Raw genomic sequence first — 18,735 nt, forward strand, 5'->3', positions numbered from 1 at the left:
CCATGGCAGCGAAGAAGACACTGGTCCCGTGGAATTCGGCGAAACCGGCACCTGTCGTCATGATCTCCGGTGGCGAATCGGTGCTCGTGCGCATGGCCAAGGACCGGATCGTGTCGACCGTGCGGAAGCAGGACCCCGAAGAGATCGAATTCGACGCTGCCGGCTACCAAGCCGGTGAACTGGCCATGGCGACCTCACCGTCCCTGTTCTCCACCGCGAAGCTCATCGTCGTCGATGCGGTGGAGAAATGTTCGGAGGACTTCCTCAACGATGCCCTGGCCTACCTCGATGACCCCAATGACGATGCCGTGGTCCTGCTCATGCACGCCGGTGGCAATCGCGGTGCGAAACTCATCAGGAAACTGGACTCCGCCGGCTTCCCCCGCGTCGATGCGGCAGTGCTGAAGAACGAGAGCGACCGAGCGAAATTCGCCCAGAACCGATTCAAGGCCGCGAAGCGGCGGATCGACGAGTCCGGGATGGCCGCGCTCATGTCGGCGCTGGGTTCGGATTTGGCCGAACTCAATGCCGGAGTGGACCAGCTTATCGAGGACACCGAGGGCACCATCACCGCTCAGGTCGTCGACCAGTACTACGGCGGACGCGTCGAAGCCACCGGATTCAAGGTCGCCGATGCGGCAGTGGCCGGTGATGCGAAGAACGCACTCAGCCTGCTGCGCCATGCCCTGTCGACCGGTTCCGACCCGGTCCCGCTCGTGGCCGCAGTGGCGATTAAGCTGCGTGGGATGGCCAAGGTGCAGGGGTTCTCCGGCACCAGCGGCGAGCTCGCCTCAGAGCTGAAGATGGCTCCCTGGCAGGTCGACCGTGCCCGGCGGGAGGTGCGGCGCTGGAACGAGGTCGCTCTCGGCCAGTCGCTCATCGCGGCCGCCGAAGCCGATGAAGCCGTCAAGGGAGGTGGCCGCGACCCGGTCTACGCCATCGAATGGTTCGTCTCCGAAGTCAGCCGCCTCGCCCGCGTGCGCTGAGCCGGAGAGCACCCGATGACCCACCGGTGCCGGGGTCGAATGCACACAGGGCCCGATCCGTGCGGATCGGGCCCTGTGCGGCTATAGCCTCAGTCGTCTGCTCAGAGAGCGTTGATCTGCGTGGCCAGGCGCGACTTGCGGTTCGCAGCGTTGTTCTTGTGCAGAACACCCTTCGAAACGGCCTTGTCGAGCTTGCGGGCGGCCACAGCATATGCCTGCTGCGCTTCGTCCTTCTTGCCGGCAGCAATGTTCTCGCGAACGACGCGGATGTAGGACCGAACCTCGGTCCGGACAGCCTTGTTGCGCTGACGGGCCTTCTCGTTGGTCTTGTTCCGCTTGATCTGGGACTTGATATTAGCCAATTTCAACACTCTTTCGTGTTAGTGGTACACGGTCGTGAGGGCGCATCGGCCCGACCTGATCATCTCCGCGGGGAATCACATCGATGACATCGGATCCGACGGCGTCTTCACCCGACCTCGGCGAGACACACGCCTTGATGAAGACACAGAAGACAATGATACAGCCTCGGTGCCTGCGCCTGAAATCCGCAAAGCGGTTCCGTGTGAGGGGGCTCAGCCGGCGATGTTCTTCGCCACGTGTTCGAAGGTCTCACGAGGCATGATCGCACCCTCCCGGCGGATCGAACTCGGGTCGAGGCGGATGACGCGGTCGAGGCGGATCTCCGAAGGTCGGCCCTGAGCATCCCATTTGCCGGACCCGATGTTCATCCACCGGGCATGCCGGTCCTCACGCACCTCACCGACGCTGCCGGGAACGTGATCCTTGCTGGTGAGCATGAGTGCGAGAACCCATCCGCCGTCGCGACCGACGACGAGTGAGGGCCGATCCTTGCCCTGCGTGTGGTCCTCTTCGAACGGGATCCACCCCCAGACGATCTCACCGGGGTCGGCATCTCCGTCGAGGTCGGGGGAGTAGCTGACCGAGACCGGACCCGCATAGTCGCCGGGATAGGATGCACCCGACCCGCCCGGCTGTGGGGCGGTCCTCGACTGCTCCCTCGGCTGCCGGCCTCCGGATCTCCTCTTCGACTGCGACTGACGCAGATAGCGCAGGCCTTCGCGGACTCCGATTCTGGCTGCCCGATTGACGAGTGATTTCCAGTTCATGGTCTCAGCCTAATCGAGGCGGCTGGGATCGCCCGCGTGCGGAAGGAGTCAGACGAAGGAGAGCACAGCCTCGACGGGGAAATGATCGGACGGATACCTCCCGCCGACGTCGAACGTGTTGATCCTCGTCGACACAGTGGCCAGACCGGCGGTGGTCAGGATCCAGTCGATGCGAGGCGCGCCGGCCTTCGGCCCCCTGTAGCGATGGAAGGTGCCGATATCGGCCGACGGGACCTCGGCGGCGGTGTCGGTGAGGCCGATTTCGGTGCAGAAGAAGTCGTAGACCGGTGAGCCGGTGGCGACATTGAAGTCTCCGGTGATCACGCAGGGGCAGTCCACCTCGGCGATGGTCTCGGCCATGATCCTGCCCGACTCGAGGCGGGCGCGTTCGGACTTGTGATCGAGATGGGTGTTGAGCAGCCGCAGGCGTCGACCGGTGAGCAGGTCACGGACGTCGACGGTCGTGAGCGTGCGGGCATGGGACACGCCCCAGGACTCCGAGGCGACCGTCTCCGGCCGTTCGGACAGCCAGCTGATGTCGACGGCATCGACGTCGAAGCGCGCGGAGTCGACGATCACGGCCGTGAACTCTCCGGAATTGCCCCCGGAATGGCCTTCACCCAGCCAGATGTACTGCTCGGGAAGCATGTCGATCAGCGCCTCCAGCTGATCGAGCTCTCCCTCCTGCGTGCCGATGATGTGCGGGTGGGCCGCCCGGATGAGTTCGGCGGCGATCGGCAGGCGTTCGGCCACCGGATGGCCGTCCCTGGCCGGATAGCGCAGATTGAAGCTCATGATCGAGAAATCGCTCATGCCACCATCCTCTCCTGAGCGCCGCCGGGCCGCGAACACCTGTGCGCGGATTCCGAGTCCGCAGGCAAGTCATGGAAGAATGGGAGTTCTGGTCTGTCTGGAGATCTGATCTGTCGAAGAAAGGGCGTTCATGTCACCTCAGGTGAACAAGGAAGCATTCGCGCGGATTTCACCGTCCGCCACCTCACCCGAGCTGATCCGCAATTTCTGCATCATCGCTCACATCGACCACGGCAAGTCGACCCTGGCCGACCGCATGCTCCAGATGACCGGGGCCGTCCAGAAGCGCGACATGCGCGCCCAGTACCTCGACCGCATGGACATCGAGCGCGAACGCGGCATCACCATCAAATCCCAAGCGGTGCGCATGCCGTGGGAGTACGCGGACGATCCGTATGCGCTGAACATGATCGACACCCCCGGACACGTCGACTTCAGCTACGAGGTGTCGAGGTCCCTGGCCGCCTGCGAGGGCGCGCTGCTGCTCGTCGACTCCGCGCAGGGCATCGAGGCCCAGACGCTGGCCAACCTGTATCTGGCCATGGAGAACGATCTCGCGATCATTCCCGTGCTCAACAAGATCGATCTGCCGGCCGCGCAGCCGGAGAAGTACGCCGAGGAGCTCGCGAACCTCATCGGCTGCGAACCCGAGGAGTGCCTGCTCGTGTCGGGCAAGACCGGTGAGGGCGTCGAGGAGGTCCTCGATCGGATCATCACCGATATCCCCGCTCCGGTCGGCGATGCCGAAGCACCGGCGCGGGCGATGATCTTCGACTCCGTCTACGACACCTACCGCGGGGTCGTCACCTACGTCCGCCTCGTCGACGGTGCCCTGAGACCGCGCGAGAAGATCGAGATGATGTCGACCGGCAGCACCCACGAGCTGCTCGAGATCGGTGTCTCGTCCCCCGAACCGAGGGCGACGCAGGGATTGGGCGTCGGCGAGGTCGGGTACCTCATCACCGGTGTCAAGGATGTGCGACTGTCCAAGGTCGGTGACACCGTCACACTCGCGGCCTCACCGGCACCCGAACCGCTCGAGGGCTACCAGGAGCCCCAGCCGATGGTGTACTCGGGGCTGTTCCCGATCGACGGCTCGGACTACCCGGTGCTGCGCGACGCCCTCGACAAGATCAAACTCAACGACGCCTCCCTGGCCTACGAACCCGAGACGTCGACGGCCCTGGGCTTCGGCTTCCGCTGCGGTTTCCTCGGCCTGCTCCACCTCGAGGTCCTGCGCGACCGGCTCGAGCGCGAATACGACCTCGACCTCATCTCCACGGCACCGAGCGTGATCTACGAGGTGACCATGGAGGACGGGACCGAGACGACGGTGACGAACCCGAGCGAGTACCCGACCGGAAAGATCAAGGAGGTCAGGGAGCCCATGGTCCGGGCGACGATCCTGACCCCGAGCGACTACATCGGTGCGGTGATGGAACTGTGCCAGACCCGTCGCGGCAGCCTGCAGGGCATGGACTACCTGTCCTCGGACCGGGTCGAGATCCGCTACCGGCTGCCGTTGGCCGAGATCGTCTTCGACTTCTTCGATCAGCTCAAGTCCCGGACCAAAGGGTATGCGACCCTCGACTACTCCGATGACGGTCAGGACGCGTCCGACCTGGTCAAGGTCGATATCCTGCTCCACGGCGATCAGGTCGACGCGTTCTCCGCGATCGTCCACCGCGACAACGCCTACTCCTACGGCGTCGCCATGGCCGGCAAGCTGCGCAAGCTCATCCCGCGCCAGCAGTTCGAGGTGCCCGTCCAGGCGGCCATCGGCTCACGCATCATCGCCCGCGAGACGATCCGCGCCATCCGCAAGGACGTGCTGAGCAAATGCTACGGCGGCGACATCAGCCGCAAGCGCAAGCTGCTCGAGAAGCAGAAGGAGGGCAAGAAGCGGATGAAGATGGTCGGCACCGTCGAGGTGCCGCAGGACGCCTTCATCGCCGCGCTGTCCTCCGATGAGCCGGAGACCAAGGACAGCAAGAAGTAAGTGCCCGCACAACCGACCGGTGAGGTGCCACCGCGCGACGGCTCACTTCCCGCCTCGGCGGGGGTGGGCGCCGCCGACCGGGGGCTGAGCCTCTACATCCACGTCCCCTACTGCCGGGTCCGCTGCGGCTACTGCGATTTCAACACCTACACCGCCGAGGACCTCGGACCGGGAGCCTCGCGTGAGGATTTTCGCGCCAATCTCGCCCGCGAGCTCGATCTGTCGGTGACCACCCTCGCCGAGGTCGACGCCGGTGACCGTGAGGTCTCGACGATCTTCTTCGGCGGAGGCACCCCGACTCTGCTGCCGGCGAATGTGCTCGCCGGAGTCATGGACGATATCCGCGCCCGCTTCCGTCTGGCCGCCGACGTCGAGGTCACGACCGAGGCCAACCCCGACACGCTCGATCCGGACTACATCGCCACCTTGGCCGGTTCCGGATTCAATCGCGTCTCGATGGGGATGCAGTCGGCCGTCCCGCATGTGCTCGCGACCTTGGATCGGACCCATGATCCGGACAAGATCCCCGAGGTGGCCCGGTGGGTGAAGGAGGCAGGACTCGATCTCAGCCTCGACCTCATCTACGGCACTCCGGGGGAGTCGATCGAGGATTGGCGGCGTTCGCTCGATGTGGCCCTGTCCAACGACGTCGATCACATCTCGGCGTACTCGCTCATCGTCGAACCCGGAACGAAGATGGGGGCGATGGTCCGCCGCGGCCAGCTGCCGATGCCCGATGAGGACGACCTCGCCGACAAATACGAGATCGCCGATGCCGCGATGACCGCGGCCGGACTGCACTGGTACGAAGTGAGCAACTGGTCGACCGGGACCGAGACCAGGTGTCTGCACAATATGGCCTATTGGCAGGGCGCCGATTGGTGGGGGTACGGTCCCGGAGCTCACTCACATGTCGGCGGAGTGCGGTTCTGGAACGCCAAGCATCCCAGGGCCTGGGCCGATCGGCTGCTGGCCGGGCAGTCCCCGTCGATCGGCCGCGAGGTCCTCGACGAACAGACACGGGAGATCGAACGGATCATGTTGGCCGCTCGCATCGATTCCGAACTGCGGCTGGACTCCTTGGCCGCTGGCAGCGAGCAGGCGATCAGGACCTTCGTCAAGCAGGGTCTGCTCGACGAAGACGGTGTCGCCGACGGCCGGTTCAAACCGACCCTGCAGGGCCGACTGCTCGCCGACCATATGGTGCGAGTGCTCACTGAATTCGTCTGAAGCCCGGCCCCGGGCAATGAACCGGGGTCGGGCTTCCGCACAGCCTTCAGACAGGCTGCGGTCGGGGTCAGCGCAGGCGGCTCACTTGATCCAGTTCGGGGTCATCGGGATTCTGTAGCCCTCCCCGCGGTTGGCGGCGAGTCCGGCGATGATCTCGATGACGATCATGTAGATGCTGACGACTGGGATCAGGAGCAGGATGAGCAGGCCGATGCCGACGATCGAGAGCACCCCGCCGATGAAGCCGAGACCGACGACGGCGATGACCCCGATGATGAGCAGATTGAGCGACTGTGCTCCGTGGTGGCGGATGAAGGGTGATCTGTCCTTGTTGATGAGGTAGAGGACAAGCGTGACGATCCAGCCGAGACCGACGACGTAGGTGGCGGCATGCGCCAGGTGTGACCACAGCGCAGTCGTGCGTTCGGTCTGATCGGCGGCCCAGAAGCCGACCGAACCCGATCCGTAGGCGGACTCGGGAAGCGGTGCGCCGACTGGGACTCCGGCCGCGGGGGAGAAGGCCGAAGCGGCTGCGGTGGAATGGGGCGCATAGCCGGGCTGGGGCCCGCCCTGCTGATACGACTGCGGGCCGTAGCCGGGGCTCTGCTGACCGTACTGCTGGGAGCCGTAGGACTGTTGGCCCTGCTGCTGCGAGCCGTAGGGCTGGTCGCCCGGGTGCTGCGCGTAGGGCTGCTGGGGCCCGGAAGCCTGGGAATAGTTGGGTGGCATGGGGCGGCCGTTGTCCGACGGGTGGGGATTGTTCGACATGTGAGTCCTTTCAAAGCCTCTCGACTCCACCGTAGCCCAGTCGCCGTGTGGGTCCTAGGGAGGAAAGCCCGAATCCTGGGCCAATCCGGCAACGGGTGTAGTAAGGTCGAAACGGAATCGGTCATCGGTGCCGAACGGACTGCCGCTTCGAATATGAGTACACAGGATCCCGGGTTCGGGCAGGAACGCCGGTCAGAAGCCTGGCCGAATCCTGCGCCGCCGCTGACCGGCCACTCTCACTCTGACACGGGTCGCATGCCCGGCCACATGCCGGCCGAGGATCCACGCGAGATGGCCGCACGGGCGAGGGAGGATCTGCTCCGTGGAGCCCACCGCACGGGGCGGATGCACGTCTCCGGTCTGCCGAAGCGCCCGTGGGAGGTCATCGTCGCCTCGGCGTTGGGATTCATCGCCCCGTTCTTCGTCCTTGCAGCTCTCCTCTGGATGGCATTCACCGGCGGGCGGACGTTCCGACTCCTCGGCTGGATGTTGCGCGGGATGGGAGACCTCACTGACACGACGGCACTGTCCTGGGCCGGCGATGCCTCGACAGGAATCGCCACGGTGATCGTCGGCATCGGGACTGCCATCGGTCTCGTCGTCGTTGCGGGATTCACGGCCTATGCGTGGCGACTGGTCGTCGGTCACGAGCGCGCTCGGTGGGTGGCGCTGGCCTGCCTCGGACTGGCCTTCATGGTGATGACTCCGCTCAATCCGCTGCTGATCAGCTGCTTTCTGCTGTCCGGCACCGCGAGCGTGGTGTTGGCCTTCCTGCCCCGGTCGTCGGCTTGGTTCGCCCGTGCTCGGAGATCGGAACGGGCAGGCCCGGGAGCCGGCGGTCAGGACGGCGGACGAGTCATTTGATCATTGAGATCGCCAGGGGAATTCTGTAGCCCTGGCCGCGATTGGCCGCGATCGCGCCATTGACATGGAAGATGATGTCAACGATCGCCGCGGCCAGGAGGATGAGCAGGCCGACTCCGGTGTGTGTGAAGATCGAACCGATGAAGAAGATCGGGAACAGCGTCAGCTCGAAGTTCAGCGACTGCCGAGCATGTTCGCGAACGTACGGGGACTCGTCCTTCTTGACGAGGAAGAGGATGAGCGGGAGAAGCCAGCCGAGCAGGATGGACCCGATGTGGGTCCAGACCGCAGCACTGCGGTCCGAGGGGGAGGGCTGCCAGAAGCCTTCGGACCCGGTGCCGAAGGCCTGCGGCGGCAACAGCTGTGAGTTGAACAGCGCCCGGTCGGCTGCCGGGCCGTTGGCGCTGTGCGAGACCGAGTAGCTCTGCGGTGGCCCATAAGGCGGTTGGGAACCGTAGGGCTGCTGAGACCCGTAGGGGGTTTGCGAACCGTAGGGCGGTTGCGAACCGTAGGGCTGCTGGGGCCCGGATGCCGCAGGGTAATCCGGCGGCATCGGTCGCGGCTGGCTGTCGTCGGGCTGCTGGGGATTCTGCGTCATGAGCGTCCTTTCGAGTCCTCGGACTCTCCGCATTACCGCAGGTGTTGTGATTCCGGGCGGAATCGTCGACTGCTGTCGTCATCGTCGGCAGGCTCCGACTCAGCCGACGTCCTCCGACTCAGCCGACGGTGACGAAGTCGATGAGCTCCTCGACGCGTCCGGACAGGGTCGGTTCGACATCGGCGATGGTGGTCACTTTCCCGAGGATGCGCACCCAGCCGCGGGCGACATCGCGATGATCGGCGTGCGGCCACCCGATGCGCCGCAGGATCCCGGTCTTCCAATCCTCGCCGCGGGGAACGGCCGGCCACTGATCGATGCCGACGACATGCGGTTTGACCGCCTGCCAGATGTCGACATAGGGGTGACCGATGATGTGGACGACGTCGCGGTACCGGGGATCGGCGCGCACCGCCTCGGCGATCTTCGATTCCTTCGTCCCCTCCACCAGGTGATCGGCGAGGACTCCCACCCGATGGTCCGCATCGGGGCCGAACGCCGCGAGCTTGTCGGCGACGTCATCGAGGCCGCCCAGGGGTTCGACGACGACGCCTTCGATGCGCAGATCGTCGCCCCAGATCTTCTCGACCAGTTCGGCATCGTGTTTGCCCTCGACCCAGATGCGCGATCCGCGTGCCACCCGTGCCTTGGCACCTGCCACGGCACGCGAACCCGAGGCAGTGCGAGCAGCGCCGGTCGCCTTCTTCTTCGTCGGCAGGCGGAGATCGACCGGCTGACCCTCGAGGAGGAATCCCGGCCCGAGGGGGAAGGCCCGAACCCTGCCCTGCCGGTCCTCGAGGTTGACGACGACACCGGCCGTGGTCTTCTCGGCCCCGACGACGGCCCCGACGTATCCGCTCATCGCATCCTCGAGGACCATGCCCAGTCCGATCTCGACGGGGCGGGACTTCTTCGGCCGGTGCGAGGACGGGGAGTCACCGGAGAGGACATCGGAGCCATAGCGATCGAAAGCATTCACAGGCATCCACCATAATGGTCCGCGAAGACCGAAGCCCGGTGACCCTCCGACGGTGAGGCGGAAAGCGCGAAAGCGCCGGAGTCGAAATGAAATCACCCGCGAAGAGGCGTAGAATTGGCACTCAGTGTGAACGAGTGCCAAGCGTGTGGGGAGGTCAGCGATGAACGACAGCAGACGGGCCCAGGTTCTGCGCGCCATCGTCGAGGACTTCGTCGCCACGAACGAACCCGTCGGATCGAAGGCCATCGTCCATCGTCACACCCTCGGGGTCTCGCCGGCGACGATCCGCAACGACATGGCCCACCTCGAGCAGGAGGGCTACATCGCCCAGCCGCACACCTCGGCCGGGCGGATCCCCACCGATCTCGGCTACCGGATGTTCGTCGACCGCATCGATGAGTTCAAACCGCTGACCCAGGCGGAGCGACGGGCGATCTTCCAGCTCATCGACGGAGACGTCGACCTCGATGAGATGCTCGACCGCACGGTCCGGGTGCTCTCGGGCCTGACCCACCAAGTGGCGCTGATCCAATACCCGACGGTGTCCTTGGCTCGGATCAAGCACATCGAGATCGTCGGCCTCGGTCCGAGTCGGGTCCTCGTCGTCCTCATCACCGATGCCGGTCAGGTCGAACAGAAGACCGTCACACTCAGCCAGCTGCTCGACGACGGCGGGGTGCGCGAGATCCGCGATCGGATCAACTCCGAGTTCGCCGGTAAGAAGCTCTCCCACGTCGCGGGGGAGGCCGCCGGTGCGGAGCGGACCCCGACTCCCGCCGAGGCGGCCGGTGCCGAGGCCGTCGACCCGGACGAGATCGGCATCGACAGGATCAGGGCCGCGGTCATCGACCTCGTCGCAGCCACCCGCGAGGAGCGCATCATCATGGCCGGCACCGCCAACCTGGCTCGATCCGGGCATGAGTTCGGTGAGCAGATGGCCCCGATCCTCGAGGCCTTCGAAGAGCAGGTGGTGCTGCTGAAGCTGCTGACTTCGATGGCCGAGGACCAAGAGGAGATCAGCGTGCGGATCGGTCGTGAGAATACTCACGAATCATTCAGTTCGACATCCGTCGTCGCCGCCGAATATGGTCATGACGCAGGTTCCTCGGCCCGTCTGGCGGTGCTGGGACCGACGAGAATGGACTACCCGACGACGATCTCGGCCGTCAGGGCAGTGGCGAAGTACGTGTCCTCACTGCTCGACAGGGGATGAAGAGCTGCCGCATTTCCCCGCTCAGACGGCAGCTGACCACCACGAATATCAAGAACACACACCATCAGGGAGAGAGAAGTTTCTGTGGCCGATCACTATGAAACACTCGGAGTGTCCAAGGACGCTTCCGCGGCTGAGATCAAGTCGTCGTACCGGAAGCTGGCACGCAAGTACCACCCGGACGTCAATCCCGGTCACGAAGACGAGTTCAAAGCCATCTCACTGGCCTACGATGTGCTCTCCGACCCGGAGAAGCGCCGCAACTACGATATGGGCGGCGGCGAGAACGGGCAGGGCTTCCCGGCCGGCGGCGGATTCGGCGACATCTTCGAGACCTTCTTCGGCGGCGGAGGCGGTCAGGCCGGCGGCCCGATCCCACGCACCCAGCGCGGCAAGGACGCCCTCGTCGGCGTCAACATCGACCTGGAGACCGCGGCCTTCGGCGGCACCGTCGACCTCGACGTGACCACCGCGGTCGTGTGCGACACCTGCTCGGGTGCCGGCACGCAGGAAGGGACCTCGATCGAGACCTGCAGCCTGTGCCACGGCGCCGGCAGCGTCCAGCGCATGACCCGCACCCTGCTGGGCCAGATGGTCACGAACCAGACCTGCAACTCCTGTCACGGCTTCGGCACCGTCATCCCCAGCCCCTGCCTCAACTGCCAGGGCGACGGCCGTGTGCGCAAGCAGCGGACGATGAAGATCCGCATCCCCGCCGGTGTCTCCGACGGCACTCGGATCCAGCTGTCGAGCCAGGGCGAAGTCGGCCCCGGCGGCGGGCCGGCCGGAGACCTCTTCGTCGAGGTCATGGTCACCCGCCACGACGTCTTCCAGCGCGACGGCGACAACCTGCGCGCCTCCGTGTCCGTGCCGATGACCGCGGCCGCCCTGGGCGCGACGATCCCGTTCGAGACCTTCGACGGCACCCAGGACCTCAGCATCGCCCCGGGCACCCAGTCGGGCACGGTGGTCAAGCTGAGCGGACTCGGTGCCACGCGTCTGCGCTCGGAGACCCGCGGCGACCTGCTCATCACCGTCGAGGTGCTCACCCCCGACAAGCTCGACGACGAACAGCGCGAACTGTTCGAGAAGCTCGCCGAACTGCGCGGCGAGCAGGCCCCGAGAGCTCAGATCACCACCGAGAAGCACAGCATGTTCTCCCGCATGCGTGAGAGGTTCGCCGGTCGGTGAGCCTTCCCGTCTTCCACTGTGCCACCGCCGCTGAGGCGGTCAGCGGCCAGGTCCTCACCGTCGGTGAGGACGTGGCCGGGCACGCGGTGCGGGTGCGGCGGATCGGTCCCGGCGAGCAGATCGAGATCGTCGACGGTCAGGGCACGCGCGCCCGCGGCACCGTCACGGCCGCCTCGGCGACTCAGATGGGCCTCGACATCGCCGAGGTGACCACCGAGGAGGCGATGCGACCGCGTCTGGTCCTCGTACAGGCCCTGGCCAAGGGCGACCGTGATCTGCAGGCCATCGAGGCGGCCACGGAGATCGGCGTCGACGAGGTCATCCCGTGGGCGGCCGAACGCTCCATCGCCGATTGGCCGGCGAAGAAGCGGGAGAAGATGGCGGCGAAATGGGAGCACCTGCTCCAGGCCGCATCCCTGCAGGCGAGGCGATCCCGGTTCCCCCGACTGCACGAGCTGGTCCGCGGGACGTCTCTGGCCCGCCAGCTGTCGGACACCGATTCGATCTTCGTTCTCCACGAGACCGCGCAGCTCCGGCTGTCCCAGGCGCTGAGGGACCTCGGCGGCGAGACCGCCGGGCACGATCCCACAGGCGACCGGCCAGCGTATTCGGCCCAGCCCGAGCGCATCGTCATCGTCGTCGGCCCCGAAGGCGGCATCAGCGGCGGCGAACTCGAGGCCCTGGACGCCGTCGGTGCGAGAACGGTGCGATTGGGCCCGACCATCCTGCGCTCCTCCTCGGCAGGATCCGCGGGCCTGGTCATGACCCAGAGTTCATTGGGCCGTTGGTGAGACAACGGACTAAGATGGGAACACACCTAGGCGCCACCGGTGACGGTGCGCCCCCGCATGCAAAGGAACATTCTGGACATCACCCACCCACCCACGGACCCTGTGAATACCACCGACTCGGACGCAGCCGACGCTGACACCGGTGCGGACGCCCCAGACACCGTCCGCCTCGTCATCCCCGACTCCATCGACCTCGTCGAATTCTTCGGGCCCGGGGAAGCGAACCTGCGCGCCCTCGAACGCAGCTTCGACGACCTCGACATCCACGTGCGGACCAATCAGGTCCAGGCCGCTGGCGGTCCCAAGCGGGTCGAGGAATTCGTCAATGTCATCGGCGAACTCAAGAAGCTCCATGCCGCCGGTCATCGGATCAACGAGGAGACGATCGAGCGGGTCACGACGTTCTCCTCGGAGGGAGCGGCCGCCTCGGCGGTGCTGGGCACGAACATCCTGTCCACCCGCGGGAAATCGATCCGACCGAAGACGATGGGCCAGCACGACTATGTCAAGGCCATCCGCAACCACACGATCACCTTCGGCATCGGCCCCGCAGGCACCGGCAAGACGTACTTGGCCATGGCGATGGCCGTCAACGCCCTCCAGCACAAGGAGGTCTCGCGGATCGTCCTGACCCGGCCGGCCGTGGAAGCCGGAGAGTCGCTGGGTTACCTGCCGGGCAGCCTCAACGAGAAGATCGACCCCTATGTGCGCCCGCTCTACGACGCCCTGCACGACATGATCGACCCCGAGTCGATCCCGCTGCTGATCGAGACCGGCACGATCGAGGTCGCCCCGCTGGCGTATATGCGCGGACGCACACTCAACGATGCGTTCATCATCCTCGACGAGGCGCAGAACACCACGGCCGAGCAGATGAAGATGTTCCTCACCCGGCTCGGTTTCGGTTCCCGCATGGTCGTCACCGGTGACATCTCCCAGATCGACCTGCCGGGCAAGACCCGCAGCGGGCTCAAGGTCGTCCGTGACATCCTGACCGGAATCGACGATCTGCAGTTCTGCGAACTCGGCAGCAAGGACGTCGTCCGGCATTCGCTGGTGACGAAGATCGTCGACGCCTACGACCTGTGGGGGAGTTCCGAATGAACACCGAGATCCTCAACGAGACCGGCGCCGAGGTGGACCTCGACGAGGTCGTGGCCCTGACCGAATACCTCGGTCGGGCCCTCCACATGCACCCGGGGGCGGAACTGGCCGTGACCATGGTCGACTCCGCGGCCATGTCCGAACTCCACGTCACCTGGATGGACCTCGACGGCCCGACCGATGTCATGTCCTTCCCCATGGACCAGCTCCACCGCGGCGACCCCGACCACCCGACGGAAGGCCAGATGGGCGATATCATCATCTGCCCCGAGGTGGCTCGCGCCCAAGCCGAGGCGGCCGGCCATTCGGCGATGGACGAGATCCTGCTGCTGACGGTGCACGGTTTCCTCCACCTGCTCGGATACGACCACGGTGAGCCGGACGAGCGGGAGGAGATGTTCGCCCTCCAGCGGCATCTGCTGCTGACCTTCTTCGCCGCCCGCTACAACGGCCGCACCGACATCCCCACCCCCACCGAGGTCTGAGCGTGTTCGCCTATTTCCTCGGTGCGGCCCTGTGTCTGGTCGTCGCCGCCATCCTGTCTGCTGTGGACGCGGCGCTGCTCAATGTCTCCCACCACGCCGTCGAGGACGCCAAGGACGAAGGCAAGCGCGCGGCCGTGCGGGTCGAGAGGATCCTTGAGGACCTGCCGACGAACATCAACGTCATCATCTTCGTCCGCAACTTCCTCGAGGCGCTGGCCACGGTCTTCATCGCCCTGGCCTACAACTCCTACTACTCCGTGGGACCGCTCATGGTCTTCCTCACGGTCATCACCGCCTCGGTGGCGGTCTTCATCATCGCCGGCGTCTCGCCGCGCACGATCGGCAAGCGCCGGTCCCTGGCCGTGAGCCTCAACCTCAGCTGGATCGTGCGCATCGTCCTCGTCGTTCTCAAGCCGCTGACCCGGATCCTCGTCGTGCTCGGCAACCTGCTGACCCCGGACAAGGTGTTCAAGGACGGTCCGTTCGTGACCTCCGAACAGCTGCGCGACCTCGTGGAGCGGGCCAGCGAATCGGACGTCATCGAAGACGGCGAACGCGAGATGATCCAGTCGGTGTTCAACCTCTCGGACACCTCGGCGAACGAGGTCATGGTCCCGCGCACCGACCTCATCACCGTCGACGCCGATGTGACGCTGCAGAAGACGCTCAACCTGTTCTTCCGCTCCGGCTTCTCCCGCATCCCCGTGTGCGGCAACGACCTCGACGACGTCCGCGGCGTCGCCTATCTCAAGGACGTGGCCAGACGCCTCCACCTCCATCCCGAGGACGCCGATCGGCCGATCGGCAACCTGGCCCGCAGCGTGCTGTTCGTGCCCGAGACGAAGCCCGCCGATGACCTGCTGCGCCAGATGCAGCTCGATTCGACCCATCTGGCGATCCTCATCGACGAATACGGCGGCACCGCCGGGCTCGTGACGATCGAGGACATCGTCGAGGAGATCGTCGGCGAGATCGAAGACGAATACGACAACGGCGGCGATGAGCTCGTCGCCGCCGACGACGGCTCATTCATCATCAGCACCCGCATGTCGATCTCGGACTTCGCCGAGTACTTCGACGTCAAGATCGACGAGGACGACGTCAACAGCGTCGGCGGACTGCTCTCGAAGCTCATCGACCGAGTGCCCATCGACGGTTCGCACGCGAGCATCGAGGGCTTGGAGATCGAGGCCCTGGAAGGCCGGGGCCGGCGCCACCGCATCACCCATGTCCGGGTCACGCGCACGGACACGGACACCGCCGTCGAGGCGACGCAGACGGCTGAGGCCGCTGGCTCGGGAACACAGGACCGGTCGGAGACGAAGGAAGAGGACTGAGATGGAATTTCGCACGGACTACCCCGAGGACTACCGCGCGGGTTTCGCCTGCTTCGTGGGACGACCGAACACCGGCAAGTCGACGCTGACGAATGCGCTGGTGGGGGAGAAGGTCGCGATCACCTCGGCGAAGCCGCAGACGACGCGGCACACGATCCGGGGGATCGTCCACCGTGACGACCACCAGCTCATCCTCATCGACACACCGGGACTGCACAAGCCTCGCACCCTGCTGGGATCGCGGCTGAACGACCTCGTGGCCACGACGCTCAACGAAGTCGACGTCATCGGCTTCTGCCTGCCTGCCGATGAGCCGATCGGTCCGGGCGACCGATACATCGCCTCCCAGCTCGAACTCCTCGACGGCCGGACGCCGATCGTGGCGCTGGTGACGAAGGTCGACCTCGTGCCCAAGGACAAAGTCGCCGAGGCGCTGCTGGCCGTCGGCGAGCTCGCCGATTTCGCCGATGTCGTTCCCGTCTCAGCTGCCGAGGGCTTCCAGGTCGACACCGTCGACTCCGTGCTCGCGGCCCACCTGCCCGTCTCGCCCCCGCTCTACCCCGATGGTGACCTCACCGATGAGCCGGAGGAGGCCATGATCGCCGAGCTCGTCCGCGAGGCGGCACTGGAGGGCGTTCGTGACGAGCTGCCGCACTCCCTGGCCGTGCAGGTCGAGGAGATGTATCCGCGGGAGGGCCGCAGCGAGGACAACCCGCTGTGGAACGTCCACGTCAACCTCTTCGTCGAACGTCCCAGCCAGAAGGCGATCATCATCGGCAGCGGCGGGAGCAGACTCAAGGCGATCGGCTCGGAGTCCCGCCGCGGCATCGAAGGCCTGCTCGGGACCAAGGTCTACCTCGACCTCCACGTCAAGGTCGCCAAGGACTGGCAGCGCGACCCGAAGCAGCTCGGGCGCCTCGGCTTCGATTTCAGCTGAGCGGGGATCCGTCCGGCGGCCGACCGCTGCCATCGTGACGAAGGCGACAGCTCCTCGACCGCCCAGACCCGCTCTGTGACCGAGAGCACCCGCGCGGCCCAGGTTGAACCGGGTGCTCCTGCCTGCCTTAGACTAGGCCGAGTGAATGCCGAGCAGACTCTGGTCGCACTCAGCGACCGATCACCCCAAGTAGCACCCGAAGAGCTCATCGCCGGGCTCGTACCGCCGCCGCAGTTCGCCGACGTCTCCTTCGACAGCTATCGCACCGATCCGAACGAGCCGTCCCAGGAGGAGGCTCGCACGAAGCTGCGCCAGTTCACCCAGCGCTCGACCTCGACCGGGCTCCTCGGGCGTCTGTTCTCGAAGGGCAAGTCCGGTGCCAAGGGCGTCTACCTCGACGGCGGCTACGGCGTGGGCAAGACCCACCTGCTCGCCTCTGCTTGGCATGCCAATGACAAGCCGGCCACTTTCGGCACGTTCGTCGAGTACACGAATCTCGTCGGGGCGCTCGGCTTCGTCCGGGCCAGAGACGATCTGTCGGAGATGAAACTCGTCTGCGTCGATGAGTTCGAACTCGACGATCCCGGCGACACCGTGCTCATGTCCCGCCTCATGCGGGAGCTCACCGATGCCGGGGTGAAGATCATCGCCACCTCGAACACCCTGCCCGGCTCACTGGGGGAGGGGCGCTTCGCCGCTCAGGACTTCCTGCGGGAGATCCAGGCTCTGGCCGATCAGTTCGAGGTCTACCGCATCGATGGTCAGGACTACCGCCACCGTGCGCTCAGCTCCCCGGCACGGCCGCTGCCCGAAGGCGAACTGACCGCGGCCGCTGACGAGCTCGACGGGGTCGTGGCCCGGGATGACTTCTCCCAGCTGCTTGCCCACCTGTCCACCGTCCATCCCTCCCGCTATGGGCGGATGGTCGACGGCATCGATGCGGCCGTGTGGGAGAACGTGACGACGATCGAGAACGAGAGCGTGGCGCTGCGTTTCGTCGCGCTCGTCGACCGCCTCTATGACCGCAATGTCCACATCATCAACTCCGGTGCCCCGCTGGATGAGATCTTCACCGAGGAATCGCTGGCCGGCGGCTACAGGAAGAAGTACATGCGCTGCCTGTCCCGTCTCACCGCACTCTCGTCCTGAGGATCGACGAGACGCTGCAAAGGTCCTCCGACGGTCTCACCGCAGAGTGAGCAGTTCGAAGATCTCCAGATTCGGCACCCAGTCCGGCAGGCCGATGAGCTTGAACACACACCAGACGACGACTGCGACGAACAGCGCAGTCAGAGCCCCGATCGTCCACCGCACCCACAGGCGCTGAGCCATCACCCAGTGCGTCCACTTCTCGACATTCACGCGCACGAAGCGCAGCAGCCTCTGCGCCCATTTGAACTCGCTGGAGATGATGAACAGGCCGATGATGACGATGAGCCATCCCGGCCCGGGCAGGGGAACGAGCATGAGCCCGATGAGCACGACGAGCGTGCCGAGCCCGCCGACGATGCTGCGATAGATGCGAGCGGTGTGCGTGTTCGCCAGCACCGTTCGACGCCAGCGGAGGAATCCCAGCCGCAGCTTGCGCCACGGCCTGGGCCCCTGTCGATGATGGCGTGACAACCAGCCCTTGGGCCGGGTGCGAGGTGGATCGGCATTCACCCAACCACTATAGAACGCCGACCCTGAAAGCTCGATCTGCGGGTGTGAGCACGATCACCCGAGAACGATTTTGCGTATGCCGCCACCTGCGTATAGAGTTGTATCTCGTTGCGAGGGATACCGAGCAGACGAAATGCGGATGTGGCTCAGTTGGTAGAGCATCACCTTGCCAAGGTGAGGGTCGCGGGTTCGAGTCCCGTCATCCGCTCGGAGGCGTCATGGCACTGCCTTGGCGGTGGCGTGGCCGAGAGGCGAGGCAGCGGCCTGCAAAGCCGTATACACGGGTTCGAATCCCGTCGCCACCTCGGATGGCCGACAGCAATGTCGGCTGACCAGCGCGATTGGCGCAGCGGTAGCGCGCTTCCTTCACACGGAAGAGGTCACTGGTTCGATCCCAGTATCGCGCACAGGGACCACACGGTTCCGGTGCAACAACAGAATAGAGCGCGATTGGCGCAGCGGTAGCGCGCTTCCCTGACACGGAAGAGGTCACTGGTTCGATCCCAGTATCGCGCACAGAAGAAGCCCCGGGAACTCCACCCGGGGCTTCGTGCATTCCTCGGAGGCCCCGAGGTCCACCTGTGGCCGTCGTGTTGCAGGTCTGGCACGTGAGCATCATGCGGCACGAGGCTCTTTAGCTAGTAGGCT

Annotated in this window: 19 protein-coding genes and 4 tRNA genes; 16 read left to right on the forward strand and 7 right to left on the reverse strand. The window is 65.5% G+C overall.

The annotated features are described in order from the left end of the window. The first annotated feature begins 2 nt into the window (after positions 1–2). On the forward strand, positions 3–986 hold the full coding sequence (gene holA, locus IG171_RS05795) for a DNA polymerase III subunit delta (RefSeq protein WP_212130538.1): 984 nt from the start codon (positions 3–5) through the stop codon (positions 984–986). Positions 987–1,087: 101 nt separating this feature from the next. On the opposite strand, the gene rpsT is transcribed toward holA, so the two are convergent. From rpsT to IG171_RS05810, 3 genes are all read right to left on the reverse strand, one after another. Then, positions 1,088–1,348 carry a 30S ribosomal protein S20 gene (gene rpsT, locus IG171_RS05800; protein ID WP_212130540.1) on the reverse strand — a complete coding sequence of 87 codons (261 nt, stop codon included), beginning with the start codon at positions 1,346–1,348 and terminating at the stop codon, positions 1,088–1,090. 213 nt (positions 1,349–1,561) lie between these two features. Further along, complete coding sequence (locus tag IG171_RS05805; RefSeq protein WP_212130542.1) at positions 1,562–2,116, reverse strand: type II toxin-antitoxin system PemK/MazF family toxin; 555 nt, start codon at positions 2,114–2,116, stop codon at positions 1,562–1,564. 48 nt (positions 2,117–2,164) lie between these two features. Then, positions 2,165–2,929: an endonuclease/exonuclease/phosphatase family protein gene (locus IG171_RS05810; protein WP_212130543.1), complete on the reverse strand. Its 765-nt coding sequence runs from the start codon at positions 2,927–2,929 to the stop codon at positions 2,165–2,167. 130 nt (positions 2,930–3,059) lie between these two features. Between IG171_RS05810 and lepA the strand changes: the two genes are divergently transcribed. Next, complete coding sequence (lepA, locus tag IG171_RS05815; RefSeq protein WP_249204111.1) at positions 3,060–4,928, forward strand: translation elongation factor 4; 1,869 nt, start codon at positions 3,060–3,062, stop codon at positions 4,926–4,928. Further along, on the forward strand, positions 4,929–6,158 hold the full coding sequence (gene hemW, locus IG171_RS05820; RefSeq protein WP_212130544.1) for a radical SAM family heme chaperone HemW: 1,230 nt from the start codon (positions 4,929–4,931) through the stop codon (positions 6,156–6,158). Positions 6,159–6,239: 81 nt separating this feature from the next. Here hemW and IG171_RS05825 read toward each other — a convergent pair whose 3' ends face one another. Beyond that, a complete protein-coding gene (locus IG171_RS05825) occupies positions 6,240–6,926 on the reverse strand; it encodes a DUF4870 domain-containing protein (protein ID WP_212130545.1) in 687 nt (228 codons plus the stop codon). A gap of 291 nt (positions 6,927–7,217) precedes the next feature. Here IG171_RS05825 and IG171_RS05830 point away from each other — a divergent pair, with 291 nt between their 5' ends. Beyond that, positions 7,218–7,790 carry a hypothetical protein gene (locus IG171_RS05830; protein ID WP_212130546.1) on the forward strand — a complete coding sequence of 191 codons (573 nt, stop codon included), beginning with the start codon at positions 7,218–7,220 and terminating at the stop codon, positions 7,788–7,790. Here the strand turns inward: IG171_RS05830 and IG171_RS05835 are convergent. Both IG171_RS05835 and IG171_RS05840 read right to left on the reverse strand, forming a co-directional pair. Continuing rightward, the gene (locus IG171_RS05835; protein ID WP_212130547.1) at positions 7,783–8,388 is read right to left on the reverse strand and encodes a DUF4870 domain-containing protein; all 606 of its coding nucleotides are present in this window, start codon (positions 8,386–8,388) and stop codon (positions 7,783–7,785) included. The genes IG171_RS05830 and IG171_RS05835 overlap by 8 nt on opposite strands. A gap of 118 nt (positions 8,389–8,506) precedes the next feature. After that, on the reverse strand, positions 8,507–9,373 hold the full coding sequence (locus tag IG171_RS05840) for a DUF3097 domain-containing protein (protein ID WP_212130548.1): 867 nt from the start codon (positions 9,371–9,373) through the stop codon (positions 8,507–8,509). Positions 9,374–9,527: 154 nt separating this feature from the next. Here IG171_RS05840 and hrcA point away from each other — a divergent pair, with 154 nt between their 5' ends. The 8 genes from hrcA (at position 9,528) to zapE (ending at position 17,574) form a co-directional block, all read left to right on the forward strand. Continuing rightward, complete coding sequence (gene hrcA / locus IG171_RS05845; protein ID WP_212130549.1) at positions 9,528–10,580, forward strand: heat-inducible transcriptional repressor HrcA; 1,053 nt, start codon at positions 9,528–9,530, stop codon at positions 10,578–10,580. Positions 10,581–10,664: 84 nt separating this feature from the next. Next, positions 10,665–11,771 carry a molecular chaperone DnaJ gene (gene dnaJ / locus IG171_RS05850; protein WP_212130551.1) on the forward strand — a complete coding sequence of 369 codons (1,107 nt, stop codon included), beginning with the start codon at positions 10,665–10,667 and terminating at the stop codon, positions 11,769–11,771. Further along, complete coding sequence (locus IG171_RS05855) at positions 11,768–12,562, forward strand: 16S rRNA (uracil(1498)-N(3))-methyltransferase (protein WP_212130553.1); 795 nt, start codon at positions 11,768–11,770, stop codon at positions 12,560–12,562. Before dnaJ ends, IG171_RS05855 begins: the two co-directional genes overlap by 4 nt. 102 nt (positions 12,563–12,664) lie before the next feature. Further along, entirely contained in the window at positions 12,665–13,666 is a 1,002-nt protein-coding gene (locus IG171_RS05860; RefSeq protein WP_249204112.1) for a PhoH family protein, read from the forward strand. Then, positions 13,663–14,151, forward strand: coding sequence for an rRNA maturation RNase YbeY (gene ybeY / locus IG171_RS05865; RefSeq protein ID WP_212130557.1), 489 nt, complete (start codon positions 13,663–13,665; stop codon positions 14,149–14,151). Before IG171_RS05860 ends, ybeY begins: the two co-directional genes overlap by 4 nt. 2 nt (positions 14,152–14,153) lie before the next feature. After that, entirely contained in the window at positions 14,154–15,488 is a 1,335-nt protein-coding gene (locus IG171_RS05870; RefSeq protein ID WP_212130559.1) for a hemolysin family protein, read from the forward strand. Between the two features lies 1 nt (position 15,489). Beyond that, on the forward strand, positions 15,490–16,425 hold the full coding sequence (gene era / locus IG171_RS05875; RefSeq protein WP_212130561.1) for a GTPase Era: 936 nt from the start codon (positions 15,490–15,492) through the stop codon (positions 16,423–16,425). 141 nt (positions 16,426–16,566) lie between these two features. Then, positions 16,567–17,574, forward strand: coding sequence for a cell division protein ZapE (gene zapE, locus IG171_RS05880; RefSeq protein ID WP_212130562.1), 1,008 nt, complete (start codon positions 16,567–16,569; stop codon positions 17,572–17,574). Between the two features lie 36 nt (positions 17,575–17,610). Here the strand turns inward: zapE and IG171_RS05885 are convergent, their stop codons facing one another. Next, a complete protein-coding gene (locus tag IG171_RS05885; protein ID WP_249204114.1) occupies positions 17,611–18,087 on the reverse strand; it encodes a TIGR02611 family protein in 477 nt (158 codons plus the stop codon). 135 nt (positions 18,088–18,222) lie between these two features. Here IG171_RS05885 and IG171_RS05890 point away from each other — a divergent pair. The 4 genes from IG171_RS05890 (at position 18,223) to IG171_RS05905 (ending at position 18,603) form a co-directional block, all read left to right on the forward strand. Beyond that, a tRNA-Gly gene (locus IG171_RS05890) sits at positions 18,223–18,295 on the forward strand. Between the two features lie 26 nt (positions 18,296–18,321). Continuing rightward, a tRNA-Cys gene (locus IG171_RS05895) sits at positions 18,322–18,392 on the forward strand. A 30-nt stretch (positions 18,393–18,422) separates the two neighbouring features. Further along, a tRNA-Val gene (locus IG171_RS05900) sits at positions 18,423–18,494 on the forward strand. Between the two features lie 37 nt (positions 18,495–18,531). Beyond that, positions 18,532–18,603 (forward strand) — tRNA-Val (locus IG171_RS05905). Positions 18,604–18,735: the final 132 nt, after the last annotated feature.

This window comes from Brevibacterium sp. SMBL_HHYL_HB1, from assembly GCF_018208375.1.
GTDB lineage: Bacteria > Actinomycetota > Actinomycetes > Actinomycetales > Brevibacteriaceae > Brevibacterium > Brevibacterium intestinavium.